The organism is Halomonas sp. (assembly GCF_052095695.1).
GTDB lineage: Bacteria > Pseudomonadota > Gammaproteobacteria > Pseudomonadales > Halomonadaceae > Vreelandella.
Map to the genome: position 1 here is coordinate 12745 of NZ_JBQDLQ010000002.1, position 25586 is coordinate 38330.

General features: G+C 56.9%; 25 protein-coding genes and 1 pseudogene. 10 read left to right on the top strand and 16 right to left on the bottom strand.

The features are described 5' to 3' along the window. Nucleotides 1-162 precede the first annotated feature (162 nt). The 3 genes from ACTH5D_RS00580 to bglB all read left to right on the top strand — a co-directional run bounded on the left by ACTH5D_RS00580 (nt 163) and on the right by bglB (nt 3491). Nucleotides 163-1185 (top strand): LacI family DNA-binding transcriptional regulator, encoded by a 1023-nt coding sequence (locus tag ACTH5D_RS00580; protein ID WP_441667726.1) that lies wholly within the window; start codon nt 163-165, stop codon nt 1183-1185. A gap of 111 nt (nt 1186-1296) precedes the next feature. Continuing rightward, on the top strand, nt 1297-2268 hold the full coding sequence (locus ACTH5D_RS00585) for a TRAP transporter substrate-binding protein (RefSeq protein WP_441667727.1): 972 nt from the start codon (nt 1297-1299) through the stop codon (nt 2266-2268). Nucleotides 2269-2402: 134 nt separating this feature from the next. Next, complete coding sequence (bglB, locus tag ACTH5D_RS00590) at nt 2403-3491, top strand: beta-galactosidase BglB (RefSeq protein ID WP_441667728.1); 1089 nt, start codon at nt 2403-2405, stop codon at nt 3489-3491. Nucleotides 3492-3624: 133 nt separating this feature from the next. Here the strand turns inward: bglB and ACTH5D_RS00595 are convergent, their stop codons facing one another. Further along, on the bottom strand, nt 3625-4692 hold the full coding sequence (locus ACTH5D_RS00595) for a substrate-binding domain-containing protein (protein ID WP_441667791.1): 1068 nt from the start codon (nt 4690-4692) through the stop codon (nt 3625-3627). A gap of 145 nt (nt 4693-4837) precedes the next feature. Here ACTH5D_RS00595 and ACTH5D_RS00600 point away from each other — a divergent pair, with 145 nt between their 5' ends. From ACTH5D_RS00600 to ACTH5D_RS00620, 5 genes are read left to right on the top strand one after another with little or no spacing between them, the layout of a single operon-like run. Next, a complete protein-coding gene (locus tag ACTH5D_RS00600; RefSeq protein ID WP_441667729.1) occupies nt 4838-5332 on the top strand; it encodes a formate dehydrogenase subunit gamma in 495 nt (164 codons plus the stop codon). After that, the gene (locus tag ACTH5D_RS00605; protein ID WP_441667730.1) at nt 5329-6885 is read left to right on the top strand and encodes a formate dehydrogenase beta subunit; all 1557 of its coding nucleotides are present in this window, start codon (nt 5329-5331) and stop codon (nt 6883-6885) included. Before ACTH5D_RS00600 ends, ACTH5D_RS00605 begins: the two co-directional genes overlap by 4 nt. After that, a complete protein-coding gene (fdhF, locus tag ACTH5D_RS00610; RefSeq protein ID WP_441667731.1) occupies nt 6882-9773 on the top strand; it encodes a formate dehydrogenase subunit alpha in 2892 nt (963 codons plus the stop codon). The genes ACTH5D_RS00605 and fdhF overlap by 4 nt, the downstream gene beginning before the upstream one ends. Next, a complete protein-coding gene (gene fdhD, locus ACTH5D_RS00615) occupies nt 9770-10609 on the top strand; it encodes a formate dehydrogenase accessory sulfurtransferase FdhD (protein ID WP_441667732.1) in 840 nt (279 codons plus the stop codon). The genes fdhF and fdhD overlap by 4 nt, the downstream gene beginning before the upstream one ends. An 11-nt stretch (nt 10610-10620) precedes the next feature. Beyond that, nucleotides 10621-10866, top strand: a complete 246-nt coding sequence (locus tag ACTH5D_RS00620; protein WP_441667733.1) for a formate dehydrogenase subunit delta — start codon at nt 10621-10623, stop codon at nt 10864-10866. A 329-nt stretch (nt 10867-11195) separates the two neighbouring features. On the opposite strand, the gene ureG is transcribed toward ACTH5D_RS00620, so the two are convergent. The 10 genes and pseudogenes from ureG to ACTH5D_RS00670 form a co-directional block, all read right to left on the bottom strand. Next, nucleotides 11196-11831, bottom strand: coding sequence for an urease accessory protein UreG (gene ureG / locus ACTH5D_RS00625; protein WP_096277291.1), 636 nt, complete (start codon nt 11829-11831; stop codon nt 11196-11198). A 62-nt stretch (nt 11832-11893) separates the two neighbouring features. Then, a complete protein-coding gene (locus ACTH5D_RS00630; RefSeq protein WP_441667792.1) occupies nt 11894-12607 on the bottom strand; it encodes an urease accessory protein UreF in 714 nt (237 codons plus the stop codon). After that, nucleotides 12597-13118: an urease accessory protein UreE gene (gene ureE / locus ACTH5D_RS00635; RefSeq protein WP_441667734.1), complete on the bottom strand. Its 522-nt coding sequence runs from the start codon at nt 13116-13118 to the stop codon at nt 12597-12599. The genes ACTH5D_RS00630 and ureE overlap by 11 nt, the downstream gene beginning before the upstream one ends. A 159-nt stretch (nt 13119-13277) precedes the next feature. Further along, a complete protein-coding gene (gene ureC, locus ACTH5D_RS00640; RefSeq protein ID WP_441667735.1) occupies nt 13278-14993 on the bottom strand; it encodes an urease subunit alpha in 1716 nt (571 codons plus the stop codon). 86 nt (nt 14994-15079) lie between these two features. Beyond that, nucleotides 15080-15382: pseudogene (locus tag ACTH5D_RS00645) on the bottom strand (urease subunit beta); the annotation flags it as partial. A gap of 23 nt (nt 15383-15405) precedes the next feature. Next, a complete protein-coding gene (locus ACTH5D_RS00650; RefSeq protein ID WP_235040691.1) occupies nt 15406-15708 on the bottom strand; it encodes an urease subunit gamma in 303 nt (100 codons plus the stop codon). Nucleotides 15709-15745: 37 nt separating this feature from the next. Then, the gene (locus ACTH5D_RS00655; protein WP_441667736.1) at nt 15746-16663 is read right to left on the bottom strand and encodes an urease accessory protein UreD; all 918 of its coding nucleotides are present in this window, start codon (nt 16661-16663) and stop codon (nt 15746-15748) included. A 438-nt stretch (nt 16664-17101) separates the two neighbouring features. Then, on the bottom strand, nt 17102-17680 hold the full coding sequence (locus ACTH5D_RS00660; RefSeq protein WP_441667737.1) for an SCO family protein: 579 nt from the start codon (nt 17678-17680) through the stop codon (nt 17102-17104). Between the two features lie 27 nt (nt 17681-17707). Next, nucleotides 17708-18148, bottom strand: coding sequence for a copper chaperone PCu(A)C (locus ACTH5D_RS00665; protein WP_441667738.1), 441 nt, complete (start codon nt 18146-18148; stop codon nt 17708-17710). Between the two features lie 125 nt (nt 18149-18273). Beyond that, nucleotides 18274-18645: a hypothetical protein gene (locus ACTH5D_RS00670; RefSeq protein WP_441667739.1), complete on the bottom strand. Its 372-nt coding sequence runs from the start codon at nt 18643-18645 to the stop codon at nt 18274-18276. 300 nt (nt 18646-18945) lie between these two features. Between ACTH5D_RS00670 and ACTH5D_RS00675 the strand changes: the two genes are divergently transcribed. Both ACTH5D_RS00675 and nadS read left to right on the top strand, forming a co-directional pair. Further along, nucleotides 18946-19284, top strand: coding sequence for a type II toxin-antitoxin system RelE/ParE family toxin (locus ACTH5D_RS00675; RefSeq protein WP_441667740.1), 339 nt, complete (start codon nt 18946-18948; stop codon nt 19282-19284). Next, on the top strand, nt 19281-19565 hold the full coding sequence (gene nadS, locus ACTH5D_RS00680; RefSeq protein WP_441667741.1) for a NadS family protein: 285 nt from the start codon (nt 19281-19283) through the stop codon (nt 19563-19565). The genes ACTH5D_RS00675 and nadS overlap by 4 nt, the downstream gene beginning before the upstream one ends. 148 nt (nt 19566-19713) lie before the next feature. Here nadS and urtE read toward each other — a convergent pair whose 3' ends face one another. The 5 genes from urtE to urtA all read right to left on the bottom strand — a co-directional run bounded on the left by urtE (nt 19714) and on the right by urtA (nt 25411). Further along, nucleotides 19714-20424 (bottom strand): urea ABC transporter ATP-binding subunit UrtE, encoded by a 711-nt coding sequence (gene urtE, locus ACTH5D_RS00685; protein WP_441667742.1) that lies wholly within the window; start codon nt 20422-20424, stop codon nt 19714-19716. Further along, nucleotides 20424-21260, bottom strand: coding sequence for an urea ABC transporter ATP-binding protein UrtD (urtD, locus tag ACTH5D_RS00690; protein WP_441667743.1), 837 nt, complete (start codon nt 21258-21260; stop codon nt 20424-20426). Before urtD ends, urtE begins: the two co-directional genes overlap by 1 nt. Next, nucleotides 21257-22420 (bottom strand): urea ABC transporter permease subunit UrtC, encoded by a 1164-nt coding sequence (urtC, locus tag ACTH5D_RS00695; protein ID WP_441667744.1) that lies wholly within the window; start codon nt 22418-22420, stop codon nt 21257-21259. Before urtC ends, urtD begins: the two co-directional genes overlap by 4 nt. 3 nt (nt 22421-22423) lie before the next feature. Continuing rightward, nucleotides 22424-24034 carry an urea ABC transporter permease subunit UrtB gene (gene urtB, locus ACTH5D_RS00700; RefSeq protein WP_441667745.1) on the bottom strand — a complete coding sequence of 537 codons (1611 nt, stop codon included), beginning with the start codon at nt 24032-24034 and terminating at the stop codon, nt 22424-22426. Between the two features lie 87 nt (nt 24035-24121). Then, the gene (gene urtA, locus ACTH5D_RS00705) at nt 24122-25411 is read right to left on the bottom strand and encodes an urea ABC transporter substrate-binding protein (RefSeq protein WP_441667793.1); all 1290 of its coding nucleotides are present in this window, start codon (nt 25409-25411) and stop codon (nt 24122-24124) included. Between the last annotated feature and the right edge of the window lie 175 nt (nt 25412-25586).

The window sequence follows — 25586 nt, forward strand, 5'->3', positions numbered from 1 at the left end:
GATCGAACCACGGAAATAGAGGGTGCTGTTTCTTGAATAACAATTTTATTGGAGCAGCATCCAAATACTGAATACCAGAACTAAAATTTGCAATATGAAAAAAAATTTCATTTCTTATACAATAGTCATGAATGTCTTGGCCGATCCACAGGGGGTGGTGCGATGAGTAAAAAGGGAAGACGACTGAAACTTGCCGATGTGGCAGCTCACTGCAATGTTTCGATCAGCACCGCATCGCGGGCGCTATCGGGTACACCGGGAGTACGTGCCGACCTGCGTGAGCGAATTCTCGCCACGGCGCGTGAACTGAACTATCAACAGCCCAGCACGCTGGCCGGTATGCGCATCGTAGTGCTGGCCAGCGCCAGAGCGCTGGTGGACTACCAGCGCAATCAATTCACGACTCACGTGCTATACGGCATCAAGGCCCAGGCCAAGCTGCTGGGCATGGAGCTCGAAATGCAGAGCGCGCCCGACCGCGAGAGCGAGCTGGCATTACTGAAAGAGGCCGAAGCATCGAAGGAAGTGGCCGGGCTGCTGTTCCTGGCGGTGGACGACGAAGTCGTGCTGGCACAGGCGCGAACGCTGGCCAAGCCCATCGTGCTGGTCAATGGCGACGACCCGTTGATGCAGCTCTCGAGTGTGGCGCCGCACAACCGGGCAGCGGCCGCCGCCGCCACCCAGTATCTTGTCGATCTGGGGCATCAGCGCATTCTGTTCTGCACCAACCCAGGGCGTCGCACCATCGAGCGGCGCCGCGAGGGCTGGCTCGAGTCACTGCCGATCGAGGCACAGGCAGATCGGGATGAACTCGTCGTCGAGGTCGATGAGTGGACGCCGGAAGCAGCAAGGGCAGGAATCGCGGCAAGGCTCGATCAGGGCGACAATTTCACCGCCGTGCTGTGCGCCGGCGACAGCCTCGCCATCGGTGTGGTGCTGGAACTCCGCGCCCGTGGGCTACGGGTTCCGCAGGACATTTCGGTGGTCGGTATCGACGGCCTCCCCCAGGGAGAATTTCTGATACCCGCGCTGACCTCGGTGCATGTTCCTATGCATAGCATCGGGCAGGCTGCGGTCAAGCTGATGCGCGATCATGTGCTCGACGAAAACTTCATTGCCAGGCGCGTCGAGCTTGCCTGTGAACTCGTCGTGCGCGCTTCGTCAGGACTAAAGTCCCAGATATGAAATTTTTTTTCATATAGATATTATTTTTCATCCCGGGCAGAATCGATCCGAACCTTGCAGAAACGGGGTTGTAAACCGTCGAGTCTGCAAATGGATTTACGGGAGAAAAGCATGAAAATATTTACAACAGCTCTCACAGCACTCTCGGTGGTAACGTTAGGTATCGCCAGCGCCAATGCTGATGTACGCATGCGACTAGCCAATACACTGTCAAACAATCATCCGAGTAGCGTTGTGCTTCAGCAGTTCGCCGACGAAGTCCATGAAAAAACGGATGGCGAGGTGTCGATCCGACTTTTCGTCAATGCTGTATTGGGCTCCGAGCGAGAAGTCCTTGAGCAGCTTCAAAACGGCGCCGTTGATATCACCCGCGTAAGCGCAGCAAGCCTGGAAAACTTCGCGCCTATTTTCCGCGTCTTCTCACTTCCTTACATTTTCAAGGATGAGGACGATTTCTACGACAAAATGAGAGGGCCTGTCGCCTCTACTGTTTATGAGGCGACCAGGGACGATGGTTTCCAGGGGCTGACTTTTTTCGATAGCGGTGCCCGCTCTTTTTACAACATCTCCAAGCCGATCGAGACCCCCGAGGATCTTCAGGGACTCAAACTCCGGGTCATCAATTCCAATACATCCATCCGCATGGTGGAGTTGTTGGGTGGGACACCGACGCCGCTTCCCTACGGAGAGGCCTATACCGCGCTGCAGTCGGGCGTAATCGATGGCGCTGAAAACAACCCCACCGCCCTCACCATCGGACGACATGGCGAGGTGGCGAAATACTACTCCCTCGATCAGCATCAGCGTATTCCCGACTTTCTAGTGATCTCCAACCGTGCCATGGAGAAGCTGACCGACGATCAGCAGAGCATCGTCCGTGAGGCGGCTGTCCATGCCACGGAAGCCTATCGCGACCTGTGGGGCGAAGCGGTGCGCAAGGCCCTTGCCGATGCTCGCGAGATGGGAGTGGAGATTAACCGGCCTGACCAGGAACCGTTTCGTCACGCCGTTCAGCCGCTTATTGATGAGTATCACCAAGACGACCTGTTCGGCCCTCTACTGGAGCAAATCATTTCGGATTGACCCCGCCTAACCGGAGTGAGCTGTTGAAGAGATGTCATCACCTTGACTCCTTGAAGGGTGGAGGCGTCTCCCCAAGCGGCTTACTCCTCTTGTTCAGCTCACAGTGTTCTCGGTTACATGGAGATGGTTTTGTCATGGGCGCTCTGCCAGAAATTTCGAAAGATGAACTTAAACGCGATATCGCGCTCGTTATCAAAGGACTAACCGAACTGCGCCACGACGGTCGCTTTCACGAGCCAAACCTTGATGGCACTGCAGGCGATTACGTCAGTTTCAACAGTTGGGAGTGGCCACAGGGTGTCGGACTCTACGGGATCGCCAGGCTCTGGCAGCATACCGGCGATGAAGAGACGAAAAAGCTGCTGGAAAACTGGTACGACGCCCAGTTGTCCTCCGGACTGCCCCCCCTCAACGTCAATACCACTGCACCTATGCTTGCTCTGTCGATTCTATGGGCGGAGACCGGCGATCCCCGCTGGGAGAGCGCCCTCGCCAGTTGGGCCGAGCAGTTGATGGCGGAGATGCCACGCACACGCTGCGGCGGGTTTCAGCACAACGTGTCAGATAAGATCAATGACAATGAGCTCTGGGACGATACACTGTTCATGGTTGCACTTTTTCTGGCCAACTATGGCCGGGCCGCCGATCGCCCGGAGCTGTCCGAGGAGGCCTGTCTACAGTTTCTGTTACACACTCACTACTTGAGCGAGCGCGAGACCGGCCTGTGGTTTCATGGGTGGACGTTCGACGGCCACCATAGCTTCGCGCGGGCCCGCTGGGCGCGGGGCAATTCCTGGATTTCCGCCGGCCTGCTGGATTTCCTCGAAACGGCCGACCTGACGCCGTCGCTCGAACGTTATTTTGGCTGGGTGCTGCGCGCCCAGATGGAAACGCTGCTCGAATACCAGTGTTCCAGCGGCGCTTGGCGAACGCTGGTAGACGATGAAACCTCCTATGAAGAGATCTCCGCCACGGCGGCGTTCGGTTACGCTTTTCTGAAAGGGGCACGGCTCGGTTATGGCGACGAGCGTTGGGAGCGTGCCGGCAGGCTGGCACTGCAGGCAGTGAGCGATAACATCAAGGAAGATGGCACGGTTGCCAACGTCTCCTACGGCACGAGGATGGGGCACACGCTGCAGTTTTATCGGGATATTCCGATTCATCCCACTGCCTATGGTCAGTCGATGTCGCTTATGTGCCTGGTGGAAGCACTTCAGCACTGAGCCTGTCTGGCTAACGGAGAGCACAGTCTAGATTAACGGCCTTTTGGCAATCTAGCGCTCTCGACCAAGCCCTCTTCCTTAACCTCGGAAAGGGCTTTTTCCATATTGCATTGATAATATGCATATACGTAGGTCACTCCTTAGCATCCACGATCTCGGCGATATCCATCACCTCACCACACCGGCTGGGGCTGTATCCCGGCAGGCCACTTACCGCGTCCTGAAAAGGGGCGCCACGCAGGATGTCCAGAAAGGTTTGAAAGCGTGACTCTTTCAAGGAGCGGTGGTGACAGGCCAGCAGGTAATCCTCGGTAGCCAGCGGAATGAAGTCGAGCCCGAACTTCTGGGCGGCGGCTTCCACGCCAAAGCCTACGTCCGCCATGCCCGCCGCCACGTAGGCGGCCACGGCGGAGTGGGTGTACTCCTCTATTTCAAAGCCGCGAATCTGCTTGCTGGATACCCCCGCCTCTTTCAACAAGCAGTCCAGCAGCGAACGCGTGCCTGACGAGAGCTGGCGGTTTACAAAGCGCACACCGCTCGCGCCCAACGAAGTGATGGCCTCGATGCCCAGAGGGTTGCCCGCCGCAACGATCAAGCCCTGGGTACGGGTAATGAAGCCGATCACGCGGTGGTGATGGGGCTTTAAAAGGCCTTCGTAGGTGTGTCGAACGCGCTCGCCGACCGAACCGCGCGGCAGGTGAAATCCTGCCACATCACACGTGCCCCGGTTGAGCGCGGCCAGCGACTCATGTGGGCTGCAGTACTGCAGGTCCAGCGGCAGCGCTTCCAGGTGTTTGGGCAGAAGCTCCACGGCAAAACCGTGGCTGGCGTGCAGACGCAGTATCGAGAGCACGCCCTGCTGCTCGCGCTGAATGGCCAGGTTCAGCTCGGAGCCCAGGCTCTCGAGTTGCGGCCCCAGCCGCGCGATGGCGCGCTGTTCGGCCCACAAGAGCTTTTCTCCCAGCGTTGATAGCTGTGCTCCCCGGCCGCGCTGCAGCTCCACAAGCGCCACCCCAAAAAATGCATCACCCTGGCGCAATAAGTTCCAGGCGTGCCGGTATGAGATACCCACATCTGCGGCGGCATGGGTTAATTTACCCCGACGATATATCGCGTCCAAGAGGCGAAGTAGCTGTAAATCCAGCTGATTACCCACGTCGTCACGAAAGTACCAGGTGGGAATCACGGTAATTTTCTTCATTGGCATGATTCTTCATATTTTATCGCTGTAGGCTTGATGCTAGCTTGGCATTGACCGTGATGCACGCCTCTTCTAATTAATAGATATTTAAAATAGGTATAAGCGTGCATATTTATAATAAACAATCAGTACCGGGAGAGACATGATGAATCAGTCTCCAGAATGGTCGTTGCAGTCGATACAGGCCGAGATCGATGCGCTAAAATACAAGCCCGGCGCGCTGCTGCCGATTCTTCATGCCCTCCAGGATCGCTTTGGCTTTATTCCTTCCGACGCCATAGCGTTGATCGCCGAGTCGTTGACACAGACCCGCGCGGAGGTGCACGGCGTGATCAGCTTCTATCATCACTTTCGCACTACGCCGCCGGGTCGCCACGTGGTGCAGATCTGCCGCGCCGAGGCGTGCCAGTCCGTCGGCGCGCGAGCGCTCGAAGCTCACGCCAAGACGCGCCTAGGCGTCGATTACCACCAGACCACGCCGGATCGTGAAATCACGCTAGAGGCCGTTTACTGTCTAGGCAACTGCGCCTGTGGGCCGTCGATTCGCGTGGGCGATAGCGTGCGCGGCCGCGTGACGCCGGAAGCGTTCGATGACCTGATGGATGAGCTGCAAACCCGGCCGCTGGAGGTGATGGCATGAGCATTCGTGTCTTCGTTCCTCGCGATACCACCGCGCTTTCTCTGGGTGCCGATAGTGTCGCCCGACGCTTCGAGCGCGAAGCCGCCGCCCGCCACGAGGGAATTGCCATCGTGCGCAACGGCTCCCGCGGGCTTTTCTGGCTGGAGCCGATGGTCGAGGTGGAAACCCCGCAAGGCCGCGTCGCCTACGGGCCGGTCGCGCCTGCTGATGTGCCCACGCTGCTCGACAGCGGCCTGCTGGAAGGCAGCATCAGCCATCCGCTAGCGCTAGGGCCGGTGGAGGAAATCGAGTACCTGGCCCGCCAGCAGCGCCTAACTTTCGCACGCATCGGCGTCACCGATCCGCTCTGCCTTGAGGATTATCGCGCCCATCGTGGCTTTGCCGGGCTCGAAGCGGCACTTACGCTTTCAGGCCAGGAAATCGTCGAGGAAGTGAAGGCCTCAGGGCTTCGCGGGCGCGGCGGTGCGGCGTTCCCTACCGGCATCAAGTGGCAGACGGTGCTGGATGCGCCCTCGGATCAGAAGTACATCGTCTGCAACGCCGATGAAGGCGACTCTGGCACCTTTGCTGACCGGCTGGTGATGGAGTGCGACCCCTATATGCTGATTGAGGGCATGACCATCGCCGGGCTCGCGGTGGCTGCCACTCAGGGCTATATCTACCTGCGCTCGGAGTATCCGCTGGCCAAAGAGATCCTCGATGAGGCCATTGCCCGCGCTGAGGCCGCCGGCTACCTGGGCGGCGATATTCGCGAAAGCGGCCGTACTTTTCACCTAGAAGTGCGTCTGGGCGCTGGCGCCTACATCTGCGGCGAGGAGACGTCGCTGCTCGAAAGCCTGGAGGGCAAGCGGGGCCTGGTACGCTTCAAGCCGCCGCTGCCTGCCATCGAAGGGCTATTTGGCCGCCCGACCGTGGTCAATAACGTGCTCTCGCTGGCCACCGTGCCGTTTATTCTTGCCGAAGGCGCTGAAGCCTATGCTACTCACGGCATGGGCCGTTCACGCGGCACTCTGGCGCTTCAGTTGGCAGGCAACGTTCAGCGCGGCGGGCTGGTGGAGCTGGCCTTCGGCACCACCCTGCGCACTCTGATGGAAGAGTTCGGTGGCGGCACGCTAAGCGGCAAACCGCTGCGCGCTGTGCAGGTGGGCGGTCCGCTGGGTGCCTACCTGCCCGAATCCCAGTGGGATCTACCGCTGGACTACGAAGCCTTCGCTGCTGAGAGCGCGGTGCTGGGTCATGGCGGCGTGGTGATGTTCGATGAAAGCGTGGACATGGCCGAACAGGCGCGCTTCTCGATGGAATTCTGCAAGGTGGAGTCCTGCGGCAAGTGTACGCCATGCCGTATCGGCTCGACCCGCGGCGTGGAGGTGATCGACCGCATCTGCGCCAACGACAACCGCGAGGCCAACCTTGCCCTTCTGGGTGATCTTTGCGAAACGATGGTAGATGGTTCGCTCTGCGCCATGGGCGGCATGACCCCCTTCCCGGTACAGAGTGCCCTGAAACACTTCCCCGGCGATTTCCAGCGGGCGGCGAACGGAGACAGATCATGATTGAACATTTCGATCCACGGCGTCAGGCCAACAGTGTCGATTTCAGTAAAGACTATGGCACGCCCTCCGCCAACCCAAACGCCGATGCCACCTTTGTCAGCCTCGATATCGATGGCGTCGCCATCAGCGTGCCGGAAGGCACCTCAGTTCTACGCGCCGCGGCACTTGCCAATATCAGTATTCCCAAGCTCTGCGCCACCGACAGTTTAGAGGCTTTCGGCTCCTGCCGGCTGTGCGCCGTTGAGGTCGAAGGCCGCCGCGGCCTGCCCGCCTCCTGCACTACGCCCGTGGTGCAAGGCATGAAAGTGACGACACAAAACGAACGGCTGGCCAAGCTGCGCCGAGGCGTGATGGAGCTGTACATTTCCGACCACCCGCTGGACTGCTTGACCTGCCCTGCCAACGGCGACTGCGAGCTGCAGGACATGGCGGGAAGCGTGGGGCTTCGCGAAGTGCGCTACGGCTTTGCCGGCGAGAACCATCTGGACGCGGTCAAGGACGAATCCAACCCCTACTTCACGTTTGACCCGAGCAAATGCATCGTCTGCTCGCGCTGTGTGCGCGCCTGCGAGGAAGTGCAGGGCACCTTCGCGCTGACCATCGACGGCCGCGGGTTTGAATCCAAGGTGGCCGCGGGCCAGGACGGCGCCTTCATGGATTCGGATTGCGTCTCGTGCGGGGCCTGCGTTCAGGCCTGCCCCACGGCCACGCTGATGGAAAACAGCGTGATCGATCACGGCGTGCCGGATCGAAGCGTGGTCACTACCTGCGCCTACTGCGGCGTGGGCTGCTCGTTCGAAGCCCAGATGAAGGGCGACAAGCTGGTGCGCATGGTGCCTTACAAAGGCGGCGACGCCAACCACGGCCACTCCTGCGTGAAGGGGCGCTTCGCCTTCGGTTACGCCTCGCACCCAGACCGCCTGACCACGCCGATGATTCGCGATTCCATCGACCTGCCCTGGGTTGAGGCCAGCTGGGAAGAGGCCATTGGCTTTGCCGCGAAACGCCTGAAAGCAATTCAGGCCGAGCACGGCCGCGAGAGCATCGGTGGCATCACCTCCTCGCGCTGCACCAACGAAGAGACCTACCTGGTGCAGAAGCTAATCCGCGCGGCGTTCGGCAACAATAATACCGACACCTGCGCCCGGGTTTGTCACTCGCCCACCGGCTACGGCCTGAAGACCACGCTGGGCGAATCCGCCGGCACCCAGACGTTCGACTCGGTGATGAAATCCGACGCCATCATCGTGATCGGCGCTAATCCCACCGATGCCCACCCGGTGTTTGGCTCGATGATGCGCAAACGTCTGCGCCAGGGCGCGAAGCTGATCGTCGCCGACCCGCGCCGCATCGATCTGCTGAAAACTCCACACATGAATGAGGCCCAGCACCTGCCGCTGCGCCCGGGCACCAATGTCGCTCTGATCAACGCACTCGGTCACGTGGTGGTCACCGAAGGGTTGGAGGACACGGACTTCGTCGCCAAACGCTGCGACACCGAGGCCTATCAGTGCTGGCGCGCGTTCATTATTGAGCCGCGCCACTCCCCGGAGGCGAGCAAAGCCATTACCGGCGTGCCCGCCGAGGCTGTACGCCAGGCGGCACGCACCTACGCGACCGCAAGCAACGGCGCGATCTACTACGGGCTGGGTGTGACCGAGCACAGCCAAGGCTCCACCATGGTGATGGGCATTGCCAACTTGGCGCTGGCCACCGGTAACATCGGCCGCGAAGGTGTGGGCGTGAATCCGCTACGCGGCCAGAACAACGTGCAGGGTTCCTGCGACATGGGCTCCTTCCCTCATGAACTGCCGGGCTACCAGCACGTTGCCGACCCCATTGCCCGTGGGCACTTCGAGAACGTGTGGGGCGTGAAACTCGACGACGAGCCGGGGCTGCGTATCCCGAACATGTTCGACGCCGCCATCGAAGGCACCTTCAAGGCGCTCTACGTGCAGGGCGAAGATATCGCCCAGTCCGATCCCAATACCCAGCACGTCGAGGCCGCGCTGCGCTCGCTGGACTGCCTGATCGTGCAAGATATCTTCCTGAACGAGACGGCCAAGTTCGCTCACGTATTGCTACCGGGCTCGAGCTTTCTGGAGAAGGACGGCACCTTCACCAACGCCGAACGGCGTATCAACCGGGTGCGCAAGGTCATGCCGCCGGTAGCGGGTAAGCAGGATTGGGAGGTCACACAGGATTTGGCCATCGCCCTGGGCTACCCGATGCACTACGCCCACCCGTCAGAGATCATGGACGAGATCGCCTCGCTTGCGCCGAGCTTTAGCGGGGTTAGCTACGAAAAGCTCGAGCAACACGGCAGCCTGCAGTGGCCGTGCAACGACGACAATCCGCGCGGCATGCCGACCATGCACGAGTTCAGCTTCCCGATCGGGCTGGGCCGCTTTGCGATCACCGAGTACGTGGCCACCGAAGAACGTACCAACCGCCGCTTCCCACTGCTGCTCACCACCGGGCGAATTCTCAGCCAGTACAACGTGGGCGCCCAGACCCGGCGCACCGCCAACCAGCGCTGGCACGACGAGGACATCCTCGAGCTGCACCCCAGTGACGCGGAGCTTCGCGGCGTGCGTGATGGCGACTGGCTGGGCATCAGCAGCCGCTCGGGCCAGACGGTGTTACGCGCCCGGCTTAGCGAACGCATGCAGCCTGGGGTAGTCTATACGACGTTCCACCACCCCGGCAGTGGTGCCAACGTGATCACCACCGATAACTCGGATTGGGCCACCAACTGCCCCGAATATAAGGTGACCGCCGTGCAGGTAGAAAAAGTCAGCCAGCCCTCCGCCTGGCAGCAGCGTTTTACGACCTTCGACAAAGCTCAAAAGAGTCATCTTGCGAAGGCGCAGCAGGAGGTGCCATGAGCGCAGCGCGCGAACTCGATGCCCCCACCCGGCCGGCCACCGCCCTGGCGCGCCAACCGGTCGAGATGTGCAGCAGCGCAAACGGCTGGGTCGCCAATAGCCAAGAGGACACTCTGGCGCTCGAAGCCCCCGTCGCGCTGATCTACAACGGTATTTCCCATGCGGTGATGATGGCAAGCCCGGCGGATCTTGAAGACCTTGCGCTGGGCTTTAGCCTCACTGAGGGCATTATCGCGCACCCTCACGAGTGCTATGACCGAGAGGTGAAAGAAGAGGTGAACGGCCTGGCCGTTCACCTGACCATTGCCACCCAGCGCCTGATGGCACTGAAAGAGCGCCGGCGCAGCATGACCGGGCGTACCGGCTGCGGGCTTTGCGGCACCGAAGCGCTCGATCAGGCGATCCGACCAATTCCACGGGTGAGTGCGCCGCCTCTTGACGACGCGGCCATTCAATACGCGCTGGGCGAGCTGAATGCCTACCAGCCGTTAAAGGCGGCAACGGGCGCCGTGCACGGCGCCGCCTGGTGCAATTTGCAAGGCCGCATTCAGCGGCTGCGCGAAGATGTAGGCCGCCACAATGCCCTAGACAAGCTGATCGGCTCGCTCGCCGGCGACGGCGCAGCACTTGAAAAAGGATTTGTGCTGGTTTCCAGCCGGGCCAGTTACGAGATGGTGCACAAGTGTGCAAGCGCGGGTATCGGCGCGCTGGTAGCCGTATCTGCCGCAACGGCCCTGGCCGTGGAACAGGCCCAGGCGGCTGACCTGCTGCTGGCAGGGTTTGCCCGCCCTGGCCGCCATCTGATCTACCATCGCCCCGCTACTGCACAAGGTTGAGGAGAAACACCGTGTCGACCAACAGTGATGACAACCTGATTCGCATGACCAACCAGATCGCCACTAATCTGGGCGGCGGCCGTGATGAGGATGCCGCCGCCGCAGCCGTATGCCACCACCTGGAAACCTTCTGGGCGCGCCCCATGAAACAGCGTCTGGTGGCCAGCCTTGCCCAGAGCGATACTGGGCTTTCCCCGCTGGCGCACCGCGCCGCCACCCTACTGGCCCATAAACTTGCCGAGCGGCAGGCCAGTTAACGCTCCTCATAGATAAGGCGCACGGCTTTTCTGACCGTAATCCGGGGCGTTTATGACAGAAATACGGCCACCAGCAATGGACCATGCCGTGTGAATTTGGCTAACTAAATATGCCTTTCATCAATTTTTATATTAGATATCAACCTTTCCGAAGTAATAAACGACTTTTTAAAGCCATTCAGACTCTTTGATAACCTGGGTTAAGGTCATAAAAGGCTACTAGCTCTACTGTAAATGAGTGGTGGCCAAGGATGGCCCGTTTTAGCAAGCTGCTAACCACATTTTTCAGTTGCCCTGACCACTTAAACCGCTTGGTCAGGGCGTTTTTTTTATAGGGCTGCCGCAACATCAGGCCGACGCTCGTCAAGCATTCCTTTATCGAGAATAAAGCGGATGATCTCCTCAAGCCCAACCCCATCATAAAGATTGGTAAATACAAACGGCCGCTCGCCGCGCATCTTTTTGGAATCTCGCGCCATAATGTCTAATGACGCGTGAACCTGTTCCGCGATATCCATTTTATTGATAATCAGCAAATCGGACTTGGTGATTCCTGGCCCGCCCTTGCGTGGAATCTTGTCGCCGGCAGAAACGTCGATCACGTAAAGCGTTAGGTCGGAAAGCTCAGGGCTAAAGGTCGCTGAAAGATTATCGCCCCCCGACTCTACCATCACTAGCTCAAGCTTAGGATGACGCGCCTGTAGCTCATCAATGGCGGCCAGGTTCATCGAAGCATCTTCACGAATAGCCGTATGCGGACAGCCGCCGGTTTCCACGCCCAAAATGCGATCGGCAGGCAGCGCATCGTGTTTGAGCAAAAAGTCGGCGTCTTCGCGGGTATAAATATCGTTCGTTACCACCGCGATGTCGTAATAATCGCGCAGCGCTAAGCAAAGCTGCTTGAGCAGCGCCGTTTTACCGGAACCCACCGGGCCGCCTACTCCAATACGTAAACAGTGCGTCATAACATGTCCTCAATAAGCGGATTAACTGCTGAGCTACCTAACGTCTAAAAAACGTGAATATGCTAGCTTCTAAACAGGCGTGAATATTGCGTTTCGTGTAATGCGCTGGCGAGTGCCAACCCGGGCAGTACAGGGCCTAGCTCGTCGTCATCTAACGTCAGCGCATAATCAACGGCATCAACCAAAGCGGGGCGCAGCTGCTCAATAATACGCTGCGCAGCGGTGTGGCCAAGCGGTAGCGCTTTGCAGGCCACGGCTAGCTGGTTTTCCAGCCACGCCCAGGCAAAGCCGAGCAACATTTGCCGAATAGACGCGCCACGCAGGCGGGCCGCGAAGGCAAATAGCGTTACATAGCCTGGGTGAGCCGGTAATAAGGGCGGTAGTAAGTCTTCACTCGACATCAGGTTTAAGCTATTCAACAAGCGCTTTAACGATGCGCCCAGGCGGCTATCTTCAGCGGCTAATTCCGCCGTTTCCCGCGTGGCAGCCAGCCACTCATCCCACCGCTTGATTGCATCACGGTCTGCGTAATCCATGGCCTTGTGCAGCCGCGCCAGTACCGGTAGTTCGCAGCGCGTTATGCCATCTTCCAAGACGCCGCACAGCCATTCGGTCAGGCTGGCCTCATCCCGTACCCAGTCAAGTTCAAATGCGCTTTCCAACCCTTGCGAGAAAGCAAATGCCCCGATGGGCAGCGCCGGGCTAACCAATTGCATCAACCCCAACAGCGCTAAATCGTCGTGCTGCCCGGTGGATGCGGCTTGCTCAGTGGGCATGGTGATGCTCATGATCGTGATCGTGCGTATGGTCGTGGCCGTGCGCATGGCCATGGGAGTGCCCACCGCCTACTTGGTTATAGGCGCCCGGTTCTGGGTCGAAGGTCGCGTCATGGTGCTCAAGTGTGGCGCCTAACAGCACGGCCAGTTCCTCCAGCACGTGATCTGGCGGAAAGCGCACCCAGCTGCCTTTTTCATCATCACCCAAGGCTAGCTGAACGTGGCGATTACCTAGATGATAGGCCAGCCGCGCCAGCGGTAAGCCCGTACTCACTCGCGCGGTAACCACCGGTTCTATGGCGGCACAGATACGTACCACCTCGCCGCTTTCGGCTTTCAGGCCTTCACCGCTACGCAGTACCGGCCCGCGATCTAAAAACAACCCAAGCTCACGGCCGCTATCGCTTTTGGCCTTCAGGCGCCCACGAATTCGCAGCTCGAAGGGCAGCGTGAGTGTGTCATTAGCCGCACTCTCCTCCACGGGGCCTATACGTTCTATCAGTTTCAGCATTGCTATTTCCCGTTGAAATTTTCCGCAGCCTAGCCGGGGAAGCCCTGCATGAGGGCGCTGTAAATACATCCTTGTAAGCTACTTTTGCCATCCATGGCAAAAAGCCCTCACTCCGAGCTACCCCGGCTAACCCGGCTGTGGCGATGATAGTTCACTCAATCAAAACAAGTGATAGCGCTGGGCCAGCGGCAGTTCGGTGGCCGGCTCGCAGGTTAAAATTTCGCCGTCACAGCGCACTTCGTAAGTTTGCGGGTCGACGGTAAGCTCGGGGCAGGCATCGTTGAGCTTCATATCTTTCTTTCGCACACCGCGCACGTTTTTACACGCAGCCAGCGTACTTTGCAGGCCCAGGCGCTCCTTAATACCGGCATCTAGCGCGGCCTGGCTAACGAAGTTGAGTCGAATTTGACTGGTCGCACGGCCGAAAGCGCCAAACATGGGTCGGTAGTGAACCGGCTGGGGCGTGGGGATTGATGCATTGGGGTCGCCCATGGGCGCACCCACAATCATGCCGCCTTTTAAAATCAGTGCCGGTTTAACGCCGAAGAAAGCAGGCTTCCACAGCACTAAATCAGCCAGTTTACCCACTTCTACCGACCCAACTTCATGAGCAATACCGTGAGTGATCGCGGGGTTGATGGTGTACTTGGCGATATAGCGCTTGGCACGAAAGTTATCGGCGCCCAGCGCTTCATCTTCTGGCAGTAAGCCGCGCTGTACTCTCATTTTATGCGCGGTTTGCCAAGTGCGGCAGACCACCTCGCCGACACGTCCCATGGCTTGGGAGTCTGAGGCAATCATCGAGATCACGCCAAGGTCATGCAGAATGTCTTCAGCGGCAATGGTTTCGCGGCGAATGCGTGAGTCTGCAAAGGCGACATCTTCAGGAATATTGGGGTCGAGGTGATGACACACCATCAGCATATCGAGATGCTCGTCGATGGTGTTGATCGTGTAGGGCCGTGTCGGGTTGGTGGATGACGGCAGCACATACTCTTTCGAACAGGCGGTCAAGATATCCGGTGCGTGGCCGCCGCCCGCCCCTTCCGTGTGATAGGTGTGAATACCGCGCTCTTTAAAGGCTGCTAGGGTGTCTTCGACAAAGCCCGACTCGTTTAGCGTGTCGGTATGAATAGCAATCTGCACATCGTACTTTTCCGCCACGGTTAAGCAGTTATCAATGGAGGCCGGCGTGGTGCCCCAGTCTTCGTGGAGCTTTAGGCCCATGGCACCCGCTTCTAGCTGGGCCTCAAGCGCTTCGGGCAGGCTGGCATTGCCTTTCCCCAGCAGGCCGATATTCATCGGCAGGTCATCAACGGCTTGCAGCATTTTACCAATATGCCATGCGCCGGGCGTACAGGTCGTGGCGTTGGTACCGGTAGCCGGCCCGGTGCCTCCGCCTAGCATAGTGGTGATGCCACTCATCAATGCTTCTTCGACCTGCTGGGGGCAAATAAAGTGAATATGCGAGTCGATGCCGCCAGCGGTAAGAATTTTGCCTTCGCCTGAGATAATTTCAGTGCCGGGACCAATCACGATATCAACATCGGGCTGTACGTCCGGGTTGCCGGATTTGCCAATGGCAGCGATACGGCCATTTTGCAGCCCTACATCGGCTTTAACGATGCCCCTCCAGTCTAAGATCAGCGCGTTGGTGATGACGGTATCCATCACCGAGTCATCAACACGCTGGCTTTGGCCCATACCATCGCGAATCACTTTGCCACCGCCGAACTTCACTTCATCACCGTAGTGAGTGGCGTCCTTTTCGACTTCAATCCATAGCTCGGTGTCGCCCAGGCGCACACGATCGCCCACCGTGGGACCGTACATATCGGCGTAGGCCCGCCGACTGATCTTATTGGTCGGCTTCATGACTGGCCTCCTGCTTTGTCTGGTTTTTGTGCATGTCGCGCGCTTTGCGCAGTCTCGGGCGCATCAGAAAGCAGCGCAGTAGCAGATAAAGCGCCCATCACATCGCCACGGAAGCCGTAGATTTCCCGCTTGCCGACAAACGGAATCAGCGTGACCTCACGGGTCTGGCCAGGCTCAAAGCGAATCGCCGTGCCTGCTGCCACGTCTAAACGAAAGCCGCGGGTTTTGACGCGATCAAAAATGAGCGCGGGATTGGCTTCAGCAAAATGATAGTGAGAGCCTAGCTGGATGGGGCGGTCACCGGTATTCGCAACGTCTACCGTAATGCGCTCACGCCCCACGCACAGTTCAATATCGCCCTCTTTTAACTGATACTCACCAGGAATCATCGTATCTTCTCCAAGAGGGGCGCTTAGTTGATGGGGGTATGCACAGTGACCAGCTTGGTGCCATCTGGAAACGTGGCTTCAACCTGGACTTCGTCAACCATCTCAGCAACGCCTTCCATTACGTCTTCACGGCTAAGTATTTCACGGCCATAGCTCATTAAATCCGCCACGCTGCGGCCATCCCGAGCACCTTCAATGATCTCAAAGCTGATCAGCGCCACCGCCTCGGGATAGTTGAGCTTCAAACCACGCGCTTTGCGGCGCTCGGCAAGCTGGGCGGCTGAAAACAGCATCAGCTTATCTTTGTCTCGCGGGGTTAATTCCATTGGGGGCCTCTCCACAGGTGTAGCACAATCGTGATTATCAGGTTAACCAGATACGCGGCGTATGCGCTTCACGCTCAATCCAACGCGGACGCAGTAGCCTCCAGGCCTGCTCGCACAGCGACCAGGCTTCATTGCGTGAATGACCCAAGTAGCGCAGCAACAGTACGCCGTAACGCACGGTGACGGCCCAACGAGGGTTATCCGGCAACGCCTCGCGCAGGGTATCAATAGCGGCAGGAGCATCAGCAATACCTACCGCCCAGAGGGTAGCTTGTACGGTTGCGCCGCCTTGCCCCCAGCGTCCTGCAAAGCGTGGGTGTAACGGGTCAAGTGGCTGGCGCTCTAACCACAGCGGCCTGCCATCTAGCGTGAGCCGAAAGTGTTGTTCAATGCGGCCCGAAACGTAGGGCAAATCGCTTGCCGGGCGCCCCAGCGCCATCATTTCCCAACCTAAGCAGCGAGCGCTGCCGTGTAGGGCAATATGCATGCGCTGCTCACCTTTCGAGCCATCAAAGGCGATGGTTTCTTGGGGCAGCCATTCCAGAATCGCGTTATCTTCCACGCTTAGCTGAGTGTGTTGAGTCCAGGCAACGCCTTGGCTGTCGGCTTTATATAGTTTGTTGGCCGCGGGAGTGGTGAGCAGCGCATGGGCACCGCTTTTGACCTGGGCCGAAATGGTTAACGCATCACCGCTCACTAACCCGCCGGGCGGATGTAACACATAGACATGGCAAGGGCCGTCGTATGCACCGCTCTTGCCTTCAATAGAGCGACCCTCTGGATAAAAAGGCCGCTGCACTCGCAGCGGCCCCTGATGGCGAGCCTGTACCATGCGCGTGGCGCCATCGCGCTGAGCAAACGTTAATGCCAGCGAGGCCGACCAGCGGCGGCTTGCATCAAAGCGATGCCCGGAGTCAGCATGCAGCGTCGGTGTTGTGGTGTCGCACAAAATCATGAGGCGCGGCTGCTCTCTTTTTAATAGGCGTTTCAATAGCAAGTGCAATTAATGCGCCAAAATAGTGAAAGACAGCTTAAAGCAGCGCTTACATAGGCTTAGGTCTCAAAATGCATCCTTGATCAGCTCTAACTGCACCAATAGCGCTCAAAAAAATAATGTGGCGCACCAAAAAGATGCTCTTAGCGTTACAACCCTCGATTAACGCGTTTTCCGAGGGTTGATTGCCGTTTTGGCGGTCGGTGGCCTGCTATTTCCGCTTGTCGGCGCGTCGCTAATCGTGATGCTGCTGCTTGATTGGCTGATTGTGCGTCCAAGACAGGAAAAACAATTAGCCTAAGCTCAATAACGCTCCGGCCCTGATGCTATCACTAGCATAAGGGCCGGAAGGTATTTCAACATTGCTCTTAGCAACAGCGCCTGGTTAAAAACGCATTATCAGGAGTCTGAAGCCAAGTTCTTAAGGTCAGCAACAATAGACGTCATCGAATCACTGTCGCGGATCATGAATTTTGCTTTACCGTGGCGATCAAACGCAAAAACGGCGCTGGAGTGAGTGACCTCATAGTTGCCGTGCTCATCCTTTTCGCCGTATTCGTAGGCAATACGATACCGGCTAGCGACCGCGTCTATATCAGCTCTATCGCCGGTCAGGCCGATAAACTCGGGCCCAAACGCATCGGTATATGTTTGCAGCACGCTGGGCGTGTCACGCTCAGGATCAACCGAAATAAACAACACCTGTAGATTGTCCCGATCACCCTCATCCAATTGCCGTATGGCTGATGCAACGGTTGACAGCATGATAGGGCAAACATCAGGGCAGTTCGTAAAGCCAAAGTAAACCAGTGTGGCTTTATCGGCATAGGCCGTTTCATCGACGGCCTCGCTATCCTCATTGACTAAATCAAAATCGAGTGCCGGCAGCATGTCGGCAACGTCGTTAGTGCGCCAACTTTCGTCGCTACATCCTACTAGCAACAATAGCCCGATAAACAAACATAGCCTTTTAATCATAGCTAAACATCCACCACAAGAACTGTCTTACATTGATCCGGGAGCAACGACGGTGAAGGTAACCGGCAGCTCTGGCTGATTTTCAAAGTGAAGCAGCACATCCACTTCGTCGCCTTGCTCCAACGGCTCAGCTCTGTGCATGAACATAAGATGATAACCTTTGGGAGCAAAGGCAAAACTCTCACCAGGAGCGACGTCGACTTTTTCAACAGACTCCATGCGCGCCATATCATTTTCGGTGGTGCTAACGTGCATTTCGGTCATATGAAACGCCGCGCTTTCTGCGCCCACCAGGGTGAGCGGTTCATCACTTGTATTGGTAATATTAAAGTAGCCGGCACCGGGTAAGTCGCCGGGCAGTAGACTCAGCCTCGCATCGGTGACTTCAGGTCCAGCAGCCTGCACGCTGCCTGCCGACAGCGCTAACGCTAAGAGCCCCCACACTGCTTTAGTACGCACGTTTAGCATTTTAGCTTCCCTGATTGTTAACGTTTAGTTGTGGACAGCAAGGTATTAGCCGCCTGATTAGACACTATTCGACAACTTAGCTGACGCTGTCATGGGGCTAATCAGGCGTTAGTCAATAAGCGCTATTAACAAAGAGAGCCAAGGCTACAGTTCGACTTATATCGACGCGAATTAATATCGAGTACGAGGTCGTGATTAGTCGTGTCATAAAAGAAGGGCGCAAAACCTTTTTCTGCTGACGGCGTTTTGTATAAGCCGCACACACCGTAGCCGTAGTTAACACTCTGCAAGTACTGAAGCTCCACGTCATCAGACGTTTCAAGCGCTGTCGCCGTCGCTAATGCTCGCTGAATATCACCTTCTTGATTTTGATCAGACATCGCCTGACTACCAAAGATGAGCCCCCCCAAAATGACGATGGCGATAAGGGGAATGGCGACAAGCAGTATGAAAGGACGGTTTTTACGCATAGTGGGCTTTTTAACAGTAGTCCGCATTGAGGTTAACGTCGTTGACAATGACTCTAGCGGTTGCAAGCCTATTTATCCATTGAGAGTGGCCAATTGCGCCAATCTGCCACACCCAATGGAGCGGGGATTGTCTTAAAAGGTAGTGAAATAGCGCCACCAGTAGGTCCAGTCCATTTCTCACGGCGATCTGTGATGCCTGAATATTATCGAAGTTGATTTTACCAACTCTCGAAAACTGCCTCACAACTTAGCGACTAATGCCAAAAAAACTTGAAAAAGAGTACATAGTACACCAAAATCCCAATGTAAAAGAGGAGCTAAACCAGTGTGAGTAATGCGATTGATTTCATCGAAACCGCGCTATTTACTAAGCAGATACAGCTACTGGCCACTGATGATGAATTGAAGGAGCTTCAAAAAGAACTGATTGCTCAGCCAGATAAAGGCGATTTGATTCAGGGGACAGGAGGCCTGCGCAAAATGCGCATGGCCACAGGTAGACAAGGAAAAAGCGGTAGCGCTAGGGTCATTTACTTTTTGGCCACGCATGAAGCCATCTATTTACTACTGGCTTACCCAAAAAGCGCTAAAGATAGCTTAACCCAGTCAGAAAAGGTGGTTTTGAAAAAATTAACAAAGCAGTTGAAAGAGGAGCACGCACTGTGAGTATTTTTAACGAGCTTAAAGACTCTCTAGAAGAAGCGGTGGATATTCAAAAGAAAAAAACGCCTGCTTCACGCGTGACGCGTTTTGAAGTCACCGATGTGAAACAGATCCGGACGACCCTCAATGTATCCCAGGCAGAGTTCGCCAAGGCGATGGGGACCAGCATTGATACAATCAAAAGCTGGGAAAAAAAACGGCGTAACCCCACGGGTTTAGCGGCTAAAGTGCTCGCGACCATTCAGGACAACCCCGCGTTCTATCAGGAGCTAGAATCCCACTAGATTGCTATCAAAATATGCTGCTTTTTTTGTCTTTGTATATGCATCAGCCTTCAGTGCTTAGAAGATGTTAACGAAGAGAAGGCAGCTAGAAAGCGCCCGCCAACCGACAGGCGCTTGGCTAGATAAAGACTAACCGGCTGTGGATAACTTAGACCGTCAGGTGCTGCTTAATAAGCTCGTTAGAAAGCTCACTGATCTCGCCTTTGGCGACCGGTCGACCACGATCCATAATCACGAAACGGTCGGCGTACTTGCGGGCGAAGGGCAGCTTCTGTTCAACCAGTAGCACCGTCAAACCATCCTCATTGATCAACTGACGAATCACCTGGCCAATTTGCGCGACGATATTGGGCTGAATGCCCTCCCCCGGTTCATCCAAAATGAGCAGTTGGGGTGCAATCACCAGCGCGCGGCCGATGGCGAGCTGCTGCTGTTGGCCACCGGAAAGATCGCCTCCACGCCGGTGTTTCATTTCTTTTAGCACGGGGAACAGCTCGTATATCCGTTCGGGGATTTTCTTCAGCCTGTCCCGACGCGCCGCTAAGCCGGTGCGCAGGTTTTCTTCCACGGTCAGTAGCGGAAAAATCTGCCGCCCCTGGGGCACATAGCCAATTCCCAGTCGCGAACGCGCTTCCACGGCTTTTTGGGTTAGTTCGATCTCACCCGCCTCTCCGCGTGTGTAGCGTAACGCACCGCTTTTCACCGCGACTTCGCCCATCACTGCTTTCAACAACGTGGTTTTACCCACGCCGTTGCGGCCCATCACGCAAGTACACTGGCCGGCGGGCACATCCAGGTCTAAATCCCAAAGGGTGTGGCTTTCGCCATAAAACTGGTTGAGCTTTTCAATGGCTAGCATCAGGCGGCCTCCTCATCATCAGCACCCAAATACACTTCGATGACCTTAGGATCACTGGATACCTGATCCATGGTGCCTTCCGCCAGCACGCTGCCCTGATGCAATACAGTGACTTGGCGCGCAATCGAGCGTACAAACCCCATATCATGTTCCACGACGACCACGGACTGCTTGCCAGCCAGCCCGGTGAGCAGTTCAGCGGTGCGCTCCATCTCCTGCTCGGTCATGCCCGCCACTGGCTCATCTACCAGCAGTAACCGTGGGCGCTGCATTAGCAGCATGCCGATCTCCAGCCACTGCTTTTGGCCATGGGAAAGAATCCCTGCGGGCTGATGGCGAAGCGCCGTTAAGCCGATGGTTTCCAACACTTCATCGATGCGGTCTCTAATTTCGCCGGTCATACGCGCGGTAAGCGTAGGAAAAATTCGCTTGTCGGCGGCCATGGCCAGCTCCAGGTTTTCAAATACCGACAGCGCTTCAAACACCGTGGGCTTTTGAAACTTGCGACCAATGCCTAAGCTTGCGATATCTGGCTCGTTCATATTAAGCAGGTTATGGCGGCTGCCAAACCAAACGCTGCCGCTATTAGGGCGAGTTTTACCGGTAATAATATCCATCATGGTGGTTTTACCTGCGCCGTTAGGGCCGATAATGCAGCGCAGCTCGCCATCATCAATGGTCAAATTGAGGTTATTGATCGCTTTAAAGCCATCGAAGCTAACGGTGACATCCTCCATATACAGGATAGGACCATGGCGCACGTCCACCGGAGAATCCTGCGGCGCCATAAAATCGAATACCCGATCACGCTGAGTTAGCGATTGCAGCAAGCTCATGCGGAAGCCTCCTTGGGCGTGATTGGTCTGGCGGTATTATCTTCGCGCTTACGCCGCTTGATATGGCGAAACAGCCCCGCCACGCCCTTGGGCAGAAATACCGTGACCAATACAAACATCGCCCCTAGCGCAAACAGCCACGCATCCGGCATGACGCCGGTAAAAAACGTTTTGGCGTAGTTGACTAAAATAGCGCCAATCACCGCGCCATAAAGCGTGGCGCGACCGCCTAAGGCCACCCACAGCACAATTTCGATAGAGAAAATCGGTGAAAACTCGCTAGGGTTAATGATCCCTACCTGTGGCACATAAAGTGCCCCCGCCAAGCCTGCCAACATCGCCGACACCACAAATACAAACAGCTGAAAGCGCTCGACTCGGTAGCCAAGAAAGCGCGTACGGGCTTCGGCATCACGCGTGGCGATACTGACCCGGCCCAGTTTGCTGGTTACTATGGCACGGCACAGAATATAGCCCAGACCCAATGCAACCCCGGTGGCGATAAACAGGCCCAGGCGCGTATCGTTGCTGCGCAGGTTGTATCCCAGCAGCTCGCGGAAGTCGGTTAAGCCATTGTTACCGCCAAACCCCATCTCATTGCGAAAGAACGCCAGCATTAAGGCAAACGTTAGCGCCTGGGTAATGATCGACAGATATACCCCGGTCACTCGCGAGCGAAACGCCAAGAAGCCAAAAACTAACGCCAGCAGCCCGGGGGCCAAGAGCACCATGGCAAAGGCAAACCAGGCCATGTCGAAGCCCTGCCAGAACCACGGCAGGCTGTCCCAGTTTAAAAACACCATAAAGTCCGGCAAGACGGGGTGACCGTAAGTGCCGCGGTCGCCAATCTGGCGCATCAGGTACATGCCCATGGCGTAGCCGCCAATAGCAAAAAACGCACCGTGGCCCAAGCTTAATATCCCCAGATAGCCCCACACTAAATCCACCGCCACGGCTAGCAGCGCATAGCTTAGATATTTACCGAACAGATTGACCGTATACGCGCCAATATGCAGCGGATTCTCCGGTGGTATCACCACATGTAGCAGCGTGACTAACGCCAGCGCAGCGACCAGCACGCCTAAAAAAATCTGCGTAGAGCGCTCACTAAACGGACGTGTTAGCCAAAAATTGGTCGATGATTCGGTCGTCAATGACATCGCTTAGCCCTCCGCAGCCCGGCCCTTCTGCGGGAAGAGTCCACGCGGGCGTTTTTGAATGAATAGGATGATAAAGACCAAGACGATAATTTTGGCCAGCACTGCGCCCGCCCAAGGCTCTAATACCTGATTAATAATCCCCAGCGATAGGCCCGCCACCAGCGTCCCCCAGAGGTTTCCGACGCCGCCAAACACCACCACCATAAAGGAGTCGATGATGTAGTTTTGCCCCAGGTTAGGGCCAACGTTGGTCAACTGAGAAAGCGCGACACCGGCCAAGCCGGCCACGCCCGAACCGAGCGCGAAGGTCATAATATCGACACGGGTAGCGCGAATGCCCATCGAGCGGGCCATCGCCCTATTTTGCGTCACGGCGCGCACATCAAGCCCTAGCCGTGTGCGGCGCATAATCAGCATCAGCGCCGCAAACACTACCAGCGCAAACCCCAGCACTACCATGCGGTTAAGCGTGAGTGACAGTGCATCATTAATCACCAGAGAGCCGCTCATCCACTCCGGCGTAATCACCGTGCGGTTAAGCGGTGAAATAACGGTGCGCACCAGCTGCTGCAGAATCAGGCTAATACCAAAGGTCGCCAGCAGGGTTTCCAGCGGGCGGCCTTTTAAAAACTGAATAACGCCGCGTTCGATGGCAATGCCCGCTAACGCTGCGACCATAAAGCCAGCAGGAATAGCAAGAATCAGCGCCAACCCTGGCTGGCCGGGCAACAGCTGCTGCATTCCCCAGGTGGTATAAGCGCCCAGCATCATCAGTTCACCGTGGGCCATATTGATCACGCCCATAACGCCAAAGGTAATCGCCAGGCCAATGGCTGCCAGCACTAGTACCGAGCCGAGGCTTAAACCGAAGTAGAGCGTTTCCAAGCCACGATTAATCTTGAGATTTTGTTCAATGCTGCCCAAAGCGCTCGCCGCTGCGTCTGCCACAATAGGGTCATCCCCGTTCACGGCGCGGCTAAGCGCGACCCGTGCGCGAGGATGCAAACTGCCACGCAGCGCTTCAACGCCCGCCAGCTCACCGCTTTCCACTTGGTAGATCGCTAACGCCTGGGAAAGCCTGCGGACAACCTGGCTATCCTGCTCGTCGGCAATCAGTTCACTGAGCGGCTCGGCCAGCGTTTCGTCCACTTCGCCCAGTAGCCGTTCTGCCGAGCGGCGACGACGCTCAACGTTAGGCGAGTAAAGATCAACCACGGCAATAGCGCTGCGCAGCTGATTGCGCAGCGCGTTATTTATGCCGATACGATCTAAGTCGCGGCGCGACATCTGGCCCAGCGCTTCGCCCGTTAGTACATCGGCAACCGGCCACTCGCGGCCGCTGTTGTCGAGCACCAGCACTATTCTGCCATCGTCAGCACTCTGTAAGCGGCCATCTAATAGCGCCTGCAGCCAATCGCGGGCGCGCTCGTCATCGCTTTGCAAAATCGCGGTGATGGCGTCGCCTTTGGCAGGATAAGAGTCAACGTTCAGCGCTTCTAGCAGCTCAAGCGCGGCGGCGTCAGCGTTAGCTGTAGAACTCGTTTGGGCTTGCGAGGTGACTGTGATGCTCAACAACAGCAGGCACAGTAGCCCTAAGGAAAGGAAACGCCTCATGGAGTTCTTCCTTTGGTTATCTGAGAGAGAAAGGTAGCGTGCTCCTCTACGCCTCACTTTTCAGTCAGGCGTAGAGGGAAATCATCGTTATTCTGCGAGGGCCGCTTCGGCCTCTTCTACGGCGGTACTGCCGCCGCACGAGCCGTTCACGACGTTAAAGTTGCCGCATTCAAGCGGCTTGCGCCAATCGGCAATCAGGTCACGCGAACCGGGTAGGTAATCCGACCAAGCATCGCCTGCCACGGTAGACGGCGTCTGCCAGACAATATCAAACTGGCCGTTATCCTGAATTTCACCAATCAGCACCGGCTTGGTGATGTGATGGTTGGGCATCATCGCCGCATAGCCACCGGATAGATTCGGCACCGTCACGCCAATAATCGCATCTTTTACGCTGTCGACATCGGTGGTGCCTGCTTTACGAACCGCTTCAGCCCACATATTAAAGCCAATGTAGTGCGCCTCCATCGGGTCATTCGTCACCGCCTCTTCGTCGCCGGTGTAGTCGATCCATGCATCGATAAAGTCATAATTGTCATCATTATCGACGCTCATGAAGTAGTTCCAAGCGGCTAAATGCCCCACCAGCGGCCCCGTATCGATACCGGTAAGTTCCTGTTCGCCCACGGAGAAGGCGATGACCGGAATGTCGGCGGCATCAATGCCCTGGTTAGCAAGCTCGGTGTAGAACGGCACGTTGGCATCGCCATTAATCGTCGAGATAACGGCGGTGCGCTTACCCTCTTCGCCAAAACGGCCCAGCTCAGACACAATATTCTGCCAATCGGAATGACCGAAAGGCGTGTAGTTGACCATGATGTCTTCGTCGGCGATGCCATACTCATCTTTGAGAAACGCCTCAAGAATCCGGTTAGTCGTGCGCGGATACACGTAGTCGGTGCCGATCAGCGCGAAGCGCTCGATACCCACTTCGTTGATTAGATATTCAACGGCGGGAATCGCCTGCTGGTTAGGCGCCGCACCGGTGTAGAAGACGTTTTCTGAGGACTCTTCACCTTCGTACTGCACCGGGTAGAACAGCAGGCCGTTGAGCTCTTCCACGACGGGCAGCACCGCTTTACGGGAAACAGAGGTCCAGTTACCGAAAATAACGTCAACGTCTTCCTGAGCCAGCAGCTCACGGGCGCGTTCAGCAAACAGCGGCCAGTTAGACGCAGGATCAACGACAACGGCCTCTAGCTGGCGACCCAGCAGGCCACCCGCTTCGTTCTGCTGTTCAATCAACATTTCGACGGTGTCTTTAAGAACGGTTTCACTGATCGCCATAGTGCCGGAGAGCGAGTGCAGAATGCCGACCTTAATCGGGTCTTCGCTCTGATCAGCGCCTTGAGCGACGGCCTGAGCGCTGGCCCCCATGACGGCAGCGGCGAGCAAGGCGGTCGCAAAGCGGCCAGGAGAGCGGATTACGCTTAGGTGTCTCGAGCGAGCGCTTGTGTTGTATGGCAATGTGATCACTTTAACCTCCTTGCACCCCTTATGTGTGGGGCTTGTTAATTGGCGTCGCATTCAGGGCTGTTGTGTTAGCTCCCCC